Here is a 16,405-nt window from a genome sequence, read left to right on the forward strand (position 1 = left end):
AAGAATACATATATTTTCTTTCACTGACACGTCACCCGCTTATTCATTAAAAAATGAAAAGAGATTTAGTCCCGTCTCTTCGTCAAATTTTCTGTCCACTCTTCCGTCAATAACCTGCACAATCATTTCACATGTGGCGCTGACTACCGCTCTGTTCAGATGGCCTCCAAACACTTCTCCCTTTTCGTTTCCCGCGCTCAGATGAATGTGTGTATAAAATTGGTCGTCCATCGTATTAATTGTTCCCGTCAGAGAAACAATCTCAAAGTCTCCATGAAAATGATTTGACTTATACTGTTTCTCTTCTGTTCTTAAAACACCGACTGTAAAATCTCCTATCGCTCCCAACGCCTGTACACTTGCCAGTTTTATATTCTCTGCAAGAGCCAGTTCTTTTATCTTTTCCAATATTTCCTCGCCCTTATCTATTCTGGCGATAATTACATTGTTCATTCTTCTATATTCCATATTTTTACCTCCTAAAGCAATACCATTCTATTTTACCACAGTAAAACAAAAAAAAGAAGCGGTATTCCCGCTTCTTCTAAATGTTGTGTTGTGTGTCTATATGTTTTCCAATAATTTGGTTTAGATTATTTTCTTAATCCTAATCTTTCAATTAAAGAACGATATCTTTCAATATCTGTTTTCTTTAAGTAAGCAAGTAATCCTCTTCTCTGACCTACCATTTTAAGAAGACCTCTTCTTGAGTGGTGATCTTTTGGATTTGCTTTGAAGTGTTCTGTTAATTCGTTAATTCTTGCTGTTAAAATAGCTACCTGAACTTCCGGTGAACCTGTATCTCCTTCTGTTCTGCCATATTCAGCGATGATTGCCTGTTTTTTGTCCTTTGCTATCATTGACTTAATTCCTCCTGTTTTTCTAATTTACCGCCTGACATTAAGTAAAGGTTGGAGTTTCCATTTACTGAACATCGGCTCTTTTCATACCTAATCAGTATATCACAACTTTTCCTATATGTAAACTACTTTTTAAAGAATCCTTTTCCCATTTCGATATCTGACCTCATTTGTTTCTGAAGTGCAGAGACGGAAGAAAATTTTTTCTCCTCACGCACAAATGAGTACAATCTAATTTGAATTTTTTTGCCATAAGCATCTTCATCATAGTCAAACAGAAACGTCTCAACCAGTTTTTCTTTCTTGTCAGACACGGTAGGTTTACACCCCACATTGCTGATTCCTCTGTATTCCTTTCCGTCTATCATCACACTGCTCACATAGACACCGTTCGGAGAAAGAAGTTTTTCTTCGGCCGGAATAACATTCATTGTGGGAAATCCTAACTTTCTTCCCAGTTTTTCTCCGTGTTCAACCGTCCCTAAAATTGTGTAGGGATATCCGAGAAGTTTCTCCGCCAGTTCCATATTCCCTTTGTGAATTTCTTCTTTAACGAAAGTACTGCTGATTTCCCGTTCTCCATACATTTCCTTTTCTATTACAATTAACTTATATCCACAAATCTGCTGGTACTTTTCCAGCAAATAAATGTCTCCCTTTTTCTGATATCCGAATCGAAAATCAGTCCCAACAACAACATATTTTGCATGGAATTTTTTCATCAACACTTCTTTGATAAACGTTTCCGCGTCCATTGTATGAATCTTTTCCACAAATGGACATTCAACCAGATAATCTACCTGTTCTTCCAGCCGTAGACACTTCTCCTCACTTGTCATCAGTATATAGTTTTGTTTTCCCAGTTCTTTAAAAAAGGGGAACATATCAAATGAAAAAACGACACTTTTTATTTGTCCGTCCGCATGCTTTTTTACCTGTTCAATCAGTTTTTGATGTCCTCTGTGCAAACCATCAAATTTCCCCAGTGTAATCGCAGTATGGCTCGGACAGTTATAATTTTCTATTCCTCTTATATACCGCATACCTATTCACCTTTGTCAAAAAACATTTTGATGAGTTTGAACATTTTCTTTTCTTTGTTATATCCGTAAACTCCGATAAATCTGTTCTGATTGTCGTACACTCTCACAAATTCTTCTTCCGCCAAATCATCTGTTTCCTCCGCCTGATTTTTAAAAAACGGATTTCCGTTATATACAAGCGAAACGTATTTTTCCTTTACGTTCACCTTCTTATACTGCAAAAACATTTCATCTATCGGCACAAGAATATTATCAAGTTTTCCTTCATCTCTTAAGCGGGTAATCTGCTCTAACCTAAAACTTTCTTCTATGCGAAAGCGGCTGACTCTCGTGCGGACAAGTTCTTCCATACACCCGCCGCACTGTAATTTCTGCCCTATATCATGACACAGTGTTCTGATATACGTTCCTTTTGAGCAGGTGACCTCCATTTTCACTCTGGGCAGATTGATTTCTTTTATACAGATTTCATGTATTTGTACCGGTCTCGCTTTTCTCTCTACCTCAATCCCCTGTCTTGCAAGTTCATACAGTTTCTTCCCATTTACTTTAAGCGCGGAATACATTGGCGGAATCTGCTCATATCTGCCCACAAACCCGCAGATCACTTCACGCACCTGTTCTTCCGTAAGAGCGTCCGTGTTTTTTGTCTCCAACACTTCTCCGCCTGTATCCTGTGTATCCGTCACCTGACCGAGTAACAGTACGGTTTCATATGTCTTATCTTTGTCCGTCAGCATATCACAAAGCTTTGTTGCTTTTCCAAGACAAACCGGAAGGACACCTGTCGCATCGGGATCTAACGTTCCGGTATGTCCAATCTTTTTCTGTCCCACAATTCCTCTCAACTTTGCAACAACATCATGGGAAGTATATCCCTTCTCTTTATATACATTTAAAACTCCATGTATCATACTTATGCTCCTAATCCTTCTGCAACTGTAGTTCTATCTGTTTTGCAATATTGTTGATAACATCATGGGCAGTTCCTTTCATCGTAAGACCTGACGCCTTTTTATGCCCGCCGCCGCCAAAGTATCCTGCCACCTTGCTCACATCAACTTCATCACCGGAGCGCAGGCTGATTTTGAATTCATGCGTCTGTAATTCATATAGAAAAATAGCAACTTTTACTCCCCTCGTCAGTCTTAACTGGCTTACAATTCCCTCTAAGTCTTTGGGCGATACTTCGTAAAAGTCCATCATTTTTTTATCAATTACAGAGACAATACACTGCCCTTCCATAAACAAAACGCTTTCCAGCAACGCTCTTCCCAAAATCTGATTTTGTACATATGTTTTCTCATAATAAGTGTCATGAATAATTTTGGAATAATCAATCCCTTTTGCCATTAATTTCGATGCGACTATCATCGTTTCAGGAGATGTGCATGAATATTGGAATACACCTGTATCATGCACCAGTCCTAAGTAAAGACACTCCGCTATCTCTTTTGTTATCTTTTCCTCTTCCATAAGTTCAAACACTAATTCACAGGTGGAACTGGCATCAGGTTTAATATAGTTGTTTTTCCCAAAGGAGCGGTTGCTTATATGATGATCTACACAAAATGTTTCCGCTGCTCTCTCAAATAACGGCGCTGAGAAACCTAACCGCCCCACATCACCACAGTCAAGTGAAATAAACAAATCATATGTCTTTTCTTTTATTTCATGTGAAATCTCTTTTGTCGCCCCGATAAAACGAAAACTGTTTGGGATTTCTTCCAGATAAACGTCAACGTCCGTTTCCGGATACCATGTACGAATATACTGATACATGGCCATACAAGACCCGACGCAGTCACCGTCAGGTCTTATATGTCCTCCAATTGCCACGGACTTTACCTCTGCTAAAGTTCGCTGCAACACTTTATTCACCTTCTTCTTTGATATCTTTTGTCACATCATCAATCTTTTTCGACATAGCCACACCATAGGCTATGGACTGGTCTAACACGAATTTAATTTCCGGCGTATTTCTCATATTCAGATTGTGTGCCAATTCTCTTCTAATGTAGCCCTCGGCACTCTGCAATCCTTTCAATGTATCTTCCTGTGCCATCTCGTCACCAAACACACTGATATATGCTTTACATGTTTTTAAATCAGGAGCAACTTCCACTGCAACAACCGAAGTCATTGGCGCAACGCGGGGATCTTTAATTCCGCCTCTTACGATGTTGCTCAATTCCCTCTGTACCTCCATATTGACTCTTGTATTTTTAATGCTGTTTTTTCTCAATTTTACTCCTCCAATCTTCAAAAATTATCTTGGAATTTCAACCATTTTATATGCTTCTACCTGGTCGCCTTCTTTTACATCATTGAATTTTTCAAATACAAATCCACATTCGTATCCGGCTTTTACTTCTTTTACATCGTCTTTAAATCTCTTCAGAGATGCCAATGCACCGTCAAAAATAACTACACCGTCGCGGACAACTCTCGCTGAACAGTTTCTTTCAAACACACCGTCAAGTACATATGAACCTGCAATTGTTCCAACACCCGATGCTTTGAATGTCTGACGAACTTCCGCATGACCAAGCACTTTTTCTTCAAATACAGGGTCTAACATACCTTTCATTGCCGCTTCCACATCTTCGATGGCGTTGTAAATTACACGATATAATCTTAAATCCACGCCTTCGCGCTCTGCGATCTCTTTTGCAGTTGCATCAGGACGCACATTGAAGCCGATAATAATTGCATTTGAAGCTGATGCCAGTGTAACGTCTGATTCATTGATTGCACCTACACCGCCGTGAATGATTTTAATCACAACTTCGTCATTTGAAAGTTTTACAAGACTTTGTTTTACCGCTTCCACAGAACCCTGTACGTCTGCCTTAACGATAATGCCGAGTTCTTTTAAGTTACCTGCCTGAATCTGTGTAAATAAATCGTCCAATGACATTTTCGATTTTGTTTCTTCAAGCATTTTCACTCTTCCCTGTGAAATAAATGTCTCTGCAAAACTGCGTGCTTCCTTATCGTTTGCGCAGCCCACAAATACTTCCCCGGCATTCGGAACATCATTTAATCCGAGAATTTCTACCGGAGTAGAAGGACCTGCTTCTTTTACACGTCTTCCTTTGTCATCAATCATCGCTCTTACACGACCGTGCGCTGAACCTGCCGCAATCGCATCACCTACACGCAGTGTACCTTTCTGTACGAGAACGGTTGCAACCGAACCTTTTCCTTTATCCAATTCCGCCTCAATAACAAGACCTCTTGCCTGTCTGTTTGGATTTGCTTTTAGTTCCAACACTTCCGCTGTCAGAAGAATCATTTCCATCAAATCTTCAAGGCCTTCCCCTGTTTTTGCAGATACAGGAACAAAAATTGTACTTCCGCCCCAGTCTTCCGGAATGAGTTCATACTCTGTCAATTCCTGTTTTACTCTCTCAATATTGGCACTTGGTTTATCAATCTTGTTTACCGCTACGATAATTTCAATTCCTGCTGCCTTCGCATGGCTGATTGCCTCCACTGTCTGTGGCATTACACCGTCATCTGCAGCAACAACTAAAATTGCAATATCCGTAGATTGAGCACCACGCAGACGCATTGCCGTAAACGCCTCATGTCCCGGAGTATCTAAGAAAGTAATTCTCTCTCCGTTTACATTTGCGACATACGCACCGATGTGCTGTGTAATTCCGCCTGCCTCACGGTCAATTACGTTTGTGTTACGGATTGCGTCAAGAAGAGAAGTTTTTCCATGGTCAACATGTCCCATAACACATACAACAGGAGGACGTTTTTCCATAGTTGTTTCATCTTCTTCGTCTTCTTTTAATAATTCTTCAATAACGTCCACAACTTCTTCTTTTTCGCAGAGAACTTCAAATTCCATCGCGATTTCTTCAGCCGTCTCAAAATCTACTTCCTGATTTACCGTTACAATTTTACCCTGCATAAATAATTTCTTTACGATTGCAGAAGGCTGGATTTTCATCTTGTCAGCCAATTCTTTAATTGTAAGAACTTCCGGAATGGTAATCATTGAGATTTTTTCTTCCACTTTCTGTTCTGCCTTTGGCTGTGGCTTCTGCGGTTGTGGAGCCGGTTTTCCTTTTTTCGTCTGTTTTACTTTTCTGTCTTCTCTATCGTCCTGACGATAATCTTTTTTCTTATAGGCGTCTTTATCTTTTGCTTTCTGACGCTGTGGTTTCTGTTCAGGAAGTACAGGTGCCGGAATAGAAGGTGTACGTTTGTCATTTCTTCTGTTATCGTCACGTCTGTCATCTCTTCTCTGTGAATTATTAAAGTTTTTGTTCGGTCTTCCGCTCTGGTTATTATTTTTTCTTTCACCGTTTTGATTATTATTCTGGTATCTTCCACCCTGATTATTATTCTGTCTTTTTCCCTGATTATTATTTTGTCTTGGATTATTTTGTCCGTTATTCATCTGTTTTGTATTACCTTGATTATTGTTATTATTTTGATTCTGATTTTGTTTATGATTGTTCTGTTTCGGTCTGTTATTCTGCTTACTGTTCTGCGGTCTGAATACCTGCACAATATTTTTTTTCTTCTGTGCATCTTCCCCGTCAGTCTTTGTGGCTTTTCCTGCCATTGCGCCTTTTACCATCTGAATCTGCTCATCTGACAGAGAACTCATATGGCTTTTAACTTCTATTTCTTTTGACTTTAAAAAGTCAAGCAGTTCTTTATTCGTTTTATTTAATTCTTTTGCTAATTCATGTACTCTTATTTTCGACATACTTTTTACTACCTCCTCTATGCAATTATGTTATTTTCTGCTTCTAAATGCTTCATGATTCCCTTTGCAAAACCACCGTCTGTCACTGCCAGCGATGCACGAAATTCTTTTCCCATTGCATGCCCTAAGGTATCTTTATCCCCGTAAAAACAGATTGGGACTTCATAAAAATCACACATATTTTTAAACTTCTTTTTTGTATTGTCGGACGCGTCATTCGCAACGATAACCAGCCATGCTTTGCCGGATTTCGTTTCTTTTTCCGTCGCAAATTCTCCACTTACCGTTCTTCCTGCCTTTGTTGCCAAACTGATAAGAGATAATACTTTACTCTGTTTCAAGTGTTTCCATCTCCTTTTCCAATATTTCATAAACTTCTTTTGGAATTGCCTGCTTAAAAGAACGCTCCAAGCCTTTATTCTTAATTGCTTTTGCCAGACATTCTTTTGATTGGCACAAGTATGCTCCTCTGCCATTCTTCTTTCCTGTCGCATCTAAAACAAATTCATTCTCCGAAGTTTTTAAAACACGCATCATTTCTTTTTTGCTTTTCATTTCTCCACAACCCACACATTTTCGCATAGGTATTTTTTTCACACTACTCAAATGCTCACTTCCTATTTCTATTCTTCTACAATCTCTTCTGTTTCTTCAACTGCCTGTGTATTCATATAGTCTTCCGGAAGTTCTCCTGATTCAATTGCCTGTGTCTCATTTTTAATGTCAATCTTATATCCTGTCAGACGTGCTGCAAGGCGTGCGTTCTGACCTTCTTTTCCGATTGCCAGAGATAACTGATAATCCGGTACGATTACGCTTGCTGTCTTTTCGTCAGGATCTGCCATAACGGAAATAACTTTTGCCGGACTGAGCGCATTTTCAATTAAGATTGCCGGATTTTCACTCCAGTTGATAATATCAATTTTTTCTCCGCGCAGTTCATTTACGATAGCATTTACTCTCGCTCCGTTCATACCGACACATGCTCCTACAGGATCTACATCAGGATCATTTGACCACACGGCAATTTTGGAACGTGAGCCTGCCTCTCTTGCGATGCTCTTAATTTCTACCGTTCCGTCTTTTACTTCGGCAACTTCTGATTCAAACAGACGTTTCACTAATTCAGGGTGTGTACGGGATACTAAAATCTTCGGTCCTTTTGTTGTGTTTTTCACTTCAACAACATATAGTTTAATTCTTTCCGTCGGCTTAAACACCTCGCCTTTTACCTGCTCATTTTCCGTAAGCATTGCATCTGCTTTTCCTAAATTGATACTTACATTTTTGCCTACATAACGCTGTACGATACCTGTAACAATATCTTTTTCTTTTTCAAAGTACTGGTCGTAAACTACTTTTCTTTCTTCTTCACGGATTTTCTGTAAAATAAGATTTTTCGCATTCTGTGTGGCGATACGTCCAAACTCTTTTGACTCTACGGGAATCTGTACGATGTCACCCAATTCAAATTTACTGTCAATCATCTTTGCGTTGGCAAGACTGATTTCCATCACATCGTCTTCCACGTTCTCCACAACTGTCTTTTCTGCAAATACAGAGTAATCACAAGTTTCACGATTCATAATAACTTTGATGTTATCCGCTTTTCCAAAATGGTTTTTGCACGCGTTAATTAATGAGTTTTCAATAGCGTCCAATAAAGTTTCTTTGCTGATATCTTTTTCCTGTTCAAGAATAGTCAATGCTTCTAATAATTCTGTGTTCATTTTTTATTTCCTCCTGTTTTAAAAATCAAATGCCAAACGAATTAAGGCAATATCATTTCTCTCAAATATTCTTTCAGAACCGTCTTCCATTTCTATTGTTACCGTATCTTTATCATACCCTTTTAAAATTCCAACAAATTCTTTCTGTCGGTCAATGGCGCGGTATGTTCTGACTTCAACCTCTTCACCCATGCTTCTTGCAAAATCTTTTTCCTTCTTCAAAGGTCTTCCAAGTCCGGGAGAACTCACTTCAAAAATATAAGTATCCTCAATGTAATCTTTCTCATCAAGAATATCCGAAAACGCTCTGCTTACTACTTCACAGTCGTCTACCGCAATTCCTCCCGGCTTATCGATGTATGCTCGAAGATACCATGTACCTCCCTCCTTCACATACTCTACATCTACCAGTTCAAATCCGTGTTCTTCTACTATTGGCAATAAAAGTTCTTCTGTTTTCTGTTCATATACTTCTCTTTTTGACACGTTCAACCTTCCTTTCTTTTTGCATCAGCCTAACATTGTATACTTTGCAACAAAGAAGAGTGAACGTTGCGTCCACTCTTCTGTCGATTTCCTATGTAACTAATTTACAGTATAACACCTGTTTCATATAAAAGCAAGGGGGTTTTTGAACTATCCTCTTGTCTTTGTCCCCATTCCGTCTCGTTTTGCAAGTTTCAGACGGTTTAATGTGACTTCTTTTTCTCTATAAGGAACCTTTATCTCCGTTCCCTCCTCAAACAGATATACATTTTCCAGTATGTCTGTTTTTTGTAATTTTATTCCCCGTACTCCGATTGCACCTTTTTTCTTCTCGGCAACTTCCTCTGCCAAAAATCGAAGGAAATATCCTCCCTCTGTCTGCAAAACAATATTTTGGTTTTCATTTACAGGCTGTATAGAAACCACTTCGTCCTCTTCCTGCAGTTTCGTTGCGGTAATTGTTCTTTTTGACACAACAAATTCCGCTCCGTCCACTTTTTTAATCATTCCATATTTCGTTGCGAACAGCATTTTCCCCATACGGAATTGTTCTTCGTCACAAATGTAAATGATATTCTCTTCCGCACTGTCGTAATTACTCAAATTATCCACCGGTGTTCCTTTGTCTCTGAATTTTCCAAAAGGAATATCAAGCACTTTCACCTGATGCATTTTACCCGTGTTTGTAAACATACATATTTTACCCGTATTTTTACAGAAGATAATATGTTTATTTTCGCTGTCTGCCGACTCTTTATTTCTATCATACGTCGCTGTGTCTATTGATCTGGTATAGCCAAAACGGTCCATAAGAACGACAACGTCCTGTTCTTCCACTTTCTTTTCTTCGTAAACAGCTTCCTCCGCATTTTCAATAACCGTGCGGCGTTTTCTTCCGTATGTCTTCTTATAATAATCCAACTCTTCCATAATGACTTCTGCCATAGAATCATAGTTATTTAAAATATCTTCGTAGCGCGCAATATTCTTTAATGTTTCCTCATGCTCTTTTTGCAGCGCCTCAATCTCAAGACCAATAAGTTTGTACAATCGCATTTCTAAAATTGCTGTTGCCTGACGTTCCGTAAATCTTAACATGGACGCCATCTTCTTGGAAATATTGGACTTGAACGAAATATTATCCGTAACACCGTTTGTCAGGCAGGCTTTTACATCTTTGATGGATTTACTTCCCCTTAAAATTTCAATAATCAAATCAATGACATCGCAGGCTTTGATTAAGCCTTCCTGAATTTCTTTTTTATCCAGTTCTTTTCCCAATAAGTTTTTGTATTTTCTTGTGGCAAGTTCAAATTGAAAATCCACATGATGTTCAATAATTTTCTTCAACCCCATTGTCTCCGGTTTGCCATCGGCAACCGCAAGCATATTTACACCGAAAGTATCTTCCAGACGCGTCTTTTTGTAGAGCATGTTTTTCAAATTTTCCACATCAGTATCTTTCTTTAGTTCTAATACAATCCGTATACCTTCTTTTGAAGACTGGTTTGAAATATCCGTAATGTCATTCGTCTTTTTTGTCTCCACAAGCGATGCAACGTCGTTTAAAAATTTTCCGATTCCGGCTCCAATCATCGTATATGGAATTTCCGAAATGACGAGTTTCTTTTTCCCTCCTTTTCCTTCTTCCACTTCCACTTTGCCGCGCAATTTTATTTTCCCGCTGCCCGTCTCATAAACAGACAGTAAGTCATCTTTATTGACTACTATCGCCCCTGTAGGGAAATCCGGCCCTTTGACATATTTCATCAACTGTTTTGTTGTAATCCCGTTATTTTTCATATATGCCTTAACCGCATCGACAACTTCCCCCAAATTGTGCGTAGGAATGCTTGTTGCCATACCGACTGCAATCCCCTCCGCTCCGTTTACCAAAAGATTAGGAACACGGACAGGTAATACTTCCGGCTCTTTTTCCGTCTCATCAAAGTTTGGCACAAAATCCACAATATCTTTGTCTAAATCAGAAAGATACGCCTCCTGTGTAAGACGGGCAAGTCTGGCCTCCGTATAACGCATTGCCGCAGCACCGTCTCCTTCAATCGAGCCAAAGTTTCCGTGTCCGTCAACCAAAGCCATGCCTTTTTTAAAGTCCTGTGCCATGACTACTAATGATTCATAAATGGAACTGTCACCGTGCGGGTGATATTTACCCATTGTATCCCCTACAATACGCGCTGACTTTCGATAAGGTTTATCGTATTTTATTCCCAATTCATACATATCATACAGTGTTCTTCTCTGTACCGGTTTCAGCCCGTCCCTCACATCTGGAAGGGCTCTGGAAACGATAACACTCATCGCATAATCTATGTATGATTTCTTCATTACTTCTGAATATTCAGTTCTTATCAGTTGTGAATCCTGCATATCTGCTCTCTCCTTATATATCTAATTCCGCTTCTGTCGCATTCTCATAAATAAACGCGCGTCTCGGCGGCACTTCCGTTCCCATAAGCATCTCCGTTACACCGGACGCCATTCTTGCATCTTCAATTTCAATTAATTTCAACATTCTTGTTTCAGGATTTAATGTTGTATCCCACAACTGCTCTGCATCCATCTCTCCGAGACCTTTATATCTCTGTAACGTGTATGCACCCTTCTGACGTCTGCGATATTTCTCCAACGCTTTGTCATCATAGAGATATTCTTCCTCTCCCTTTTTCGTTACCGCTTTATAAAGAGGCGGCATGGCAATATACACATGTCCTTCAAAAATCAATTCCGGCATAAACCGATAAAATAAAGTCAATAATAATGTGGAAATATGCGCACCGTCCACATCGGCATCTGCCATAATAATAATTTTGTCATACCTCAATTTAGAAATATCAAAGTCATTTCCGTATCCTTCCGAAAATCCGCAGCCGAAAGCATTAATCATCGACTTGATTTCCGCATTTGCCAAAACTTTGTCTATACTCGCCTTCTCCACATTCAAAATCTTACCACGAATCGGCAAAATCGCCTGAAACTGACGGTTTCTCGCCGTTTTCGCCGAACCGCCCGCGGAATCTCCCTCCACGATGAAAATTTCACATTTGCTTGCGTCCCTGCTTTCACAGTTTGCAAGTTTTCCATTACTGTCAAAAGAATATTTCTGCTTTGTCAGAAGGTTTGTCTTTGCCTTCTCTTCTGTCTTTCTAATTTTTGCCGCCTTTTCCGCACAGGACAATACTTTTTTCAGCGTATCGAGATTTTTGTCAAAGAAGCGTGTAATCTCATCATTTGTCACCTTGCTTGTCGCTTTTCCCGCGTCCTGATTATCCAATTTTGTTTTTGTCTGTCCCTCAAACCTCGGATCAGGGTGTTTTATCGATACGATTGCCGTCATTCCGTTTCTTATATCCGCCCCCGTAAAGTTGGCATCTTTTTCTTTCAGCACACCTATCTCTCTCGCATACTGATTCATTACCATTGTAAATGTAGACTTAAATCCCGTCAGATGTGTGCCGCCTTCCGCATTATAAATATTGTTACAAAATCCAAGCACGTTTTCATGAAATTCATTTACATACTGAAAGGCCACTTCCGCTTCTATTCCGTCTGCCTCTCCTTTAAAATAGACTGGCTCATGAACGGTTTCCTTTTTCTGATTCAGATCTGCTATAAATCCAAGTATTCCGTTTGGTTCATGATATTCAATACGCTCCGTCTCTGCTCCGCGCTTATCCTCAAAAACAATCGTAAGTGTCGGATTCAGATACGCAGTTTCATGGAGTCTGCTCTTTATCTCTTCCGCTTTAAATCTTGTCTTTTCAAATATCGTATCGTCAGGAAGAAAATTTACGGTTGTCCCCGTTTTCTTGGTCTTTGCAATAACAGGAAGAAGCCCGTCCACTAATTCAATCGTAGGGATTCCCCTCTCATAGTGGTCGTGATGAACCGCCCCGTCTCTGCTTATTTTTACGTCCATATAGGCAGAAAGCGCATTTACGACAGAAGAACCAACACCATGCAGTCCACCGCTTGTCTTATAAGCGGAATCATCAAACTTTCCACCCGCATGCAGTGTCGTATATACAATACGTGCTGCCGACACACCTTTTTGATGCATTCCAACCGGAACGCCTCTTCCGTTATCGCTAACGGTAGCCGAGCCGTCCTTCTCCAAAGTCACTTCTATACGATTACAAAATCCCGCCAAATGTTCATCTACCGCATTATCTACAATTTCATATACCAAATGATTCAATCCTTTTGTAGACACACTTCCGATATACATACCCGGTCTTACACGAACGGCTTCCAATCCTTCCAGTATCGAGATGCTGTCTGCATCATATGTATTTTTCTTTGCCATTTATCCGCATTCCTTTCTTCTTTACTTATTGCCCGTCAGAGCAAAATTCGCCAAATTATCATTAGTTTATCACAAAAATCATTCCCCTACAACCGCATTTAAAATTTCCGCCAGATAATCCATCGCATTCATAATTTCCGCTACCGTATTCGTCTGCGCCCCGCCTTCAACTAAAAGTGTCTTCGGTTTCATGTGCATATTATAGCGGTATCCTTTTAAATAGATGTTTCTCGTCAGTCCCGGATACCTTCTTTCCGCCTCCAACTTCATCTGCAGTGACAGCGCAAGATTGTCCTGAATATACGGATTTTGCAAAACTGTCAATTTGCCATTTGTCCTCGTTCTGCTCATTCCGTTAAAAAACATCAGTTTCGCCGTAGGTTTCCCGTCAATCTCCGTGACAAGACGGGTATTTTTGCCGACACCGTCCCTGTGTAAATCAATTACCATTTCAATACTTGGATTATCTTTTAAAATCTTTTGAATATTTCCTTTTGCCCGCTCGTACGCCTGTGTCCTATCCACTTTTCCATTCTTCATATCGTAAATGCCTTCATGATGCAATGTTTCTATGCCATACTTTTCATTTAACAGTTTCGCTAAATACCTCCCCACACCCACAATAGTTGTATTTACATCTCCCGGAACGGAATCCGCAAAAGCTTCCTGAGAATGCGTATGATAAAGTAAAATTTTAGGTCCTTTTTTATTTTTATCCAGTTTCATGTTTTTGCTCAGCAGTTTTTCCGCCTGCAAATCTTCCGGATTGACGAAAGTGGAACTGTCCACCGTGTAAAAATGGCTGCGCAGATATTCAAAATCTTTTAATTTTTCTACAGATAAGTCTACCCTGCTTTTATTTACCGGCTTTGTTTCCTGTTTTGCCTCCTGCTGCACGGATTTTTCTTCTTTTCCAATCAGATTTCCATTTGCATCTACCTCGTTTTCATCGGCCTCCTGTTTTGCCAAGATCATTTCATATGTCATTTCATCTTCTACTTCCGATTGGCAGACTGCCTTTCCGTTTATGTAACTGCCAAGAGGCAGCATTTCAAGCGCCTGATTGGCAATCCATTCTTCCAGACTTTTCTCTTCCCGGTTGGCGTACGTCAGTCCGCTCATAAAAGTCTTCTCCGCTCTCAGTTGAAGCGTTTCATTGATTTTCCCTTTCCACTCCCCGACAATTTGTTTACTTCCATTATATAAAATATAACTTCCAAGACAGATTATCGCTCCCTGCGTCAACATTCTTGCCGTTTTTCTGTTTGCCCTCAATTTCTCCCTCCCGCCTTTCAAACTATATTCAAATATTTACCATTATATGAAGGGCGGACGTATATTATTACGCCTGTCCATTGGAGAATAAAATGTTGAGCGCCTCGGAAATCGTATAACTGATTCTTTTTATCGTATCATCTATATCTTTTGGAGTAACAAACATACCGTTTAAATGGGGAGAAATCAGTTCCTGTATCAATTCATATTTTTCTGCCGCATTGTACCCCTGCAAGACAACACCTACTCCCCTTAACATTTCTGAACTTTCCAAAGCCGTCAGGAAATTTTCCATTGTATCATTGACAATCGTCGCTGCGTCCACAACAGTAGGCACACCGATAGCGATAACCGGAATTCCTAATGTCTCCTGCGTAATTCCTCCTCTGTGATTGCCAACGCCTGAACCCGGGTGGATTCCCGTATCTGCCACCTGTATTGTCCGGTTCAGTCTTTTTGTACTTCGCGCCGCCAAAGCATCGACCGCAATAATAAAATCCGGCTTCGTCTCCTTTACAATCCCGTTTACAACCTCCACCGTCTCCATTCCCGTCTGCCCCATCACACCGGGAACAATGGCACTCACCTGATTTACATTCTCCTCACCCATTGCATACTTGCCATATTCCCTGATTATATGACGCGTCACTATAAGATTATCAACGACATACGGACCCAGTGCATCAGGTGTTACTTCCCTGTTCCCAAGACCGATAACAAGCACGTCGTACTCTTTCTTTTTCTCCTTTATCAGTTCACATACAATTTTTGCCAGTTCCCCGGAAATTTCTCTGTGATAATCTTCATCGGGGATCATCAGATTTGGGGCTTCCAATGTAATATATGTCCCCACAGGCTTACCCATTGTTTTTGCCCCGTTTTCTGTTTCAATAATCACTTTCGTTATCTTGATTTCCCTCTCCTCATCGTATTCCTCTTCCAGCACAACGCCCTGCACCTCTACATTGTCAGACTCAAATCTCTCCTTCTGTTCCAACGCCAAGTCTGTCCTAATACTATACTTCTCAATCATTCCATACCTCTTTTCTTTCTTTTTTTGCCTTTTGTTCATATGTTTTACATTTTTTTCGGAAATATGTATTGACAACCACTGTTAATTAGCCTACAATGAACGAGTATGTTTCATTAGAACGTTCCGTGTCCGGCTCTAATGAAAAGATAATTGAAAATTCACATAATTTGGAGGTGTTCAGATTGGCTAATATTAAATCTGCTAAAAAAAGAATCTTAGTAAACGAAACAAGAGCTGCTAGAAATAAAGCAATCAAATCTAAAGTAAAAACTTGCGTGAAAAAAGTTGAGGCTGCTGTTGCTGCTAACGACAAAACAGTTGCTGCTGAAGCATTAAGAGTTGCTATCGTTGAAATTAACAAAGCAGCAAGCAAAGGTGTTTATCACAAAAACACTGCTGCAAGAAAAGTTTCTCGTTTAACAAAAGCAGTTAACGGAATCGCTTAATCAATTAATATGATAAATATAAAACAACCATGCCGTCAGTGGTTGTTTTTTATTTGCCTTATTTGCCATTTGGGGACGTAGTAAACTTCAAAAACACCCCGTCCCGAATTGCATTTCACTGTGTCCCAAATCGGAAAATGCCCTGTCCCTTTTTACAACTAAATGAAAAAAGCCTTTAAAACCGTATGTTTTATTAAATATCAGCAAACGTTCTTTAAATATTTTAAAAAATCAAATAAGAAATAACGTATTTATAGGCTTTTAGCATGGTATAAAAGTAAAATTTTTCTATTTTTAAGCAAAAAGGGACAGGGTGTTTCTCAAAAAGGGACGGGGTAAAGTCAAGACCACCGGCTTAGCCGGTGGCTTGCTTTGACCCTATAAGGGTCTATTACCGGCACTGGAGTCTAAAGACTCGCCGAAATAGGTTCGCCAAGCGCAACATCATTTCCCCACTAAGCCCTAAAGGG

16 protein-coding genes are annotated in these 16,405 nt (G+C 39.8%); 1 reads left to right on the forward strand and 15 read right to left on the reverse strand.

What is annotated here, in order from left to right; genetic code table 11:
- Positions 1-39 precede the first annotated feature (39 nt).
- From ACYQ35_RS01910 to gpr, 15 genes are all read right to left on the reverse strand, one after another.
- Positions 40-468, reverse strand: coding sequence for a PPC domain-containing DNA-binding protein (locus ACYQ35_RS01910; RefSeq protein WP_009461015.1), 429 nt, complete (start codon positions 466-468; stop codon positions 40-42).
- A 125-nt stretch (positions 469-593) separates the two neighbouring features.
- Positions 594-860: a 30S ribosomal protein S15 gene (gene rpsO, locus ACYQ35_RS01915; RefSeq protein ID WP_009461013.1), complete on the reverse strand. Its 267-nt coding sequence runs from the start codon at positions 858-860 to the stop codon at positions 594-596.
- Positions 861-985: 125 nt separating this feature from the next.
- Positions 986-1,903, reverse strand: coding sequence for a bifunctional riboflavin kinase/FAD synthetase (locus ACYQ35_RS01920; protein ID WP_009461011.1), 918 nt, complete (start codon positions 1,901-1,903; stop codon positions 986-988).
- Positions 1,904-1,905: 2 nt separating this feature from the next.
- Positions 1,906-2,817: a tRNA pseudouridine(55) synthase TruB gene (gene truB, locus ACYQ35_RS01925; protein WP_009461010.1), complete on the reverse strand. Its 912-nt coding sequence runs from the start codon at positions 2,815-2,817 to the stop codon at positions 1,906-1,908.
- A 10-nt stretch (positions 2,818-2,827) separates the two neighbouring features.
- Positions 2,828-3,775, reverse strand: coding sequence for a DHH family phosphoesterase (locus tag ACYQ35_RS01930; RefSeq protein WP_009461009.1), 948 nt, complete (start codon positions 3,773-3,775; stop codon positions 2,828-2,830).
- A 1-nt stretch (position 3,776) separates the two neighbouring features.
- Complete coding sequence (rbfA, locus tag ACYQ35_RS01935; RefSeq protein WP_009461008.1) at positions 3,777-4,148, reverse strand: 30S ribosome-binding factor RbfA; 372 nt, start codon at positions 4,146-4,148, stop codon at positions 3,777-3,779.
- A gap of 24 nt (positions 4,149-4,172) precedes the next feature.
- On the reverse strand, positions 4,173-6,638 hold the full coding sequence (gene infB, locus ACYQ35_RS01940) for a translation initiation factor IF-2 (protein ID WP_459829645.1): 2,466 nt from the start codon (positions 6,636-6,638) through the stop codon (positions 4,173-4,175).
- Between the two features lie 17 nt (positions 6,639-6,655).
- Positions 6,656-6,979: a L7Ae/L30e/S12e/Gadd45 family ribosomal protein gene (locus ACYQ35_RS01945; protein WP_009461004.1), complete on the reverse strand. Its 324-nt coding sequence runs from the start codon at positions 6,977-6,979 to the stop codon at positions 6,656-6,658.
- Positions 6,966-7,220, reverse strand: a complete 255-nt coding sequence (rnpM, locus tag ACYQ35_RS01950) for an RNase P modulator RnpM (RefSeq protein ID WP_459829666.1) — start codon at positions 7,218-7,220, stop codon at positions 6,966-6,968. Before rnpM ends, ACYQ35_RS01945 begins: the two co-directional genes overlap by 14 nt.
- 41 nt (positions 7,221-7,261) lie before the next feature.
- Complete coding sequence (nusA, locus tag ACYQ35_RS01955) at positions 7,262-8,368, reverse strand: transcription termination factor NusA (protein WP_009461000.1); 1,107 nt, start codon at positions 8,366-8,368, stop codon at positions 7,262-7,264.
- 18 nt (positions 8,369-8,386) lie between these two features.
- Positions 8,387-8,854, reverse strand: coding sequence for a ribosome maturation factor RimP (rimP, locus tag ACYQ35_RS01960; protein ID WP_459829650.1), 468 nt, complete (start codon positions 8,852-8,854; stop codon positions 8,387-8,389).
- Between the two features lie 150 nt (positions 8,855-9,004).
- Complete coding sequence (locus ACYQ35_RS01965) at positions 9,005-11,245, reverse strand: DNA gyrase/topoisomerase IV subunit A (protein WP_459829652.1); 2,241 nt, start codon at positions 11,243-11,245, stop codon at positions 9,005-9,007.
- A 13-nt stretch (positions 11,246-11,258) separates the two neighbouring features.
- Entirely contained in the window at positions 11,259-13,181 is a 1,923-nt protein-coding gene (locus ACYQ35_RS01970) for a DNA gyrase/topoisomerase IV subunit B (RefSeq protein WP_459829655.1), read from the reverse strand.
- 78 nt (positions 13,182-13,259) lie between these two features.
- Positions 13,260-14,456, reverse strand: coding sequence for a stage II sporulation protein P (spoIIP, locus tag ACYQ35_RS01975; protein WP_009460995.1), 1,197 nt, complete (start codon positions 14,454-14,456; stop codon positions 13,260-13,262).
- 67 nt (positions 14,457-14,523) lie between these two features.
- Positions 14,524-15,489 (reverse strand): GPR endopeptidase, encoded by a 966-nt coding sequence (gpr, locus tag ACYQ35_RS01980; RefSeq protein WP_009460994.1) that lies wholly within the window; start codon positions 15,487-15,489, stop codon positions 14,524-14,526.
- Between the two features lie 182 nt (positions 15,490-15,671).
- Between gpr and rpsT the strand changes: the two genes are divergently transcribed.
- Positions 15,672-15,935 carry a 30S ribosomal protein S20 gene (gene rpsT, locus ACYQ35_RS01985; RefSeq protein WP_009460993.1) on the forward strand — a complete coding sequence of 88 codons (264 nt, stop codon included), beginning with the start codon at positions 15,672-15,674 and terminating at the stop codon, positions 15,933-15,935.
- The last annotated feature ends 470 nt before the right edge of the window (positions 15,936-16,405 follow it).

It is taken from the genome of Faecalimonas hominis, assembly GCF_054660755.1.

Coding starts and splice junctions, on each gene's coding strand:
- gpr (WP_009460994.1), bottom strand. CDS start 15,489: ATGATTGAGAAGTATAGTATTAGGACAGACTTGGCGTTGGAACAGAAG.
- ACYQ35_RS01970 (WP_459829655.1), bottom strand. CDS start 13,181: ATGGCAAAGAAAAATACATATGATGCAGACAGCATCTCGATACTGGAA.
- rpsO (WP_009461013.1), bottom strand. CDS start 860: ATGATAGCAAAGGACAAAAAACAGGCAATCATCGCTGAATATGGCAGA.
- nusA (WP_009461000.1), bottom strand. CDS start 8,368: ATGAACACAGAATTATTAGAAGCATTGACTATTCTTGAACAGGAAAAA.
- rnpM (WP_459829666.1), bottom strand. CDS start 7,220: ATGCGAAAATGTGTGGGTTGTGGAGAAATGAAAAGCAAAAAAGAAATG.
- infB (WP_459829645.1), bottom strand. CDS start 6,638: ATGTCGAAAATAAGAGTACATGAATTAGCAAAAGAATTAAATAAAACG.
- ACYQ35_RS01910 (WP_009461015.1), bottom strand. CDS start 468: ATGGAATATAGAAGAATGAACAATGTAATTATCGCCAGAATAGATAAG.
- truB (WP_009461010.1), bottom strand. CDS start 2,817: ATGATACATGGAGTTTTAAATGTATATAAAGAGAAGGGATATACTTCC.
- ACYQ35_RS01920 (WP_009461011.1), bottom strand. CDS start 1,903: ATGCGGTATATAAGAGGAATAGAAAATTATAACTGTCCGAGCCATACT.
- ACYQ35_RS01965 (WP_459829652.1), bottom strand. CDS start 11,245: ATGCAGGATTCACAACTGATAAGAACTGAATATTCAGAAGTAATGAAG.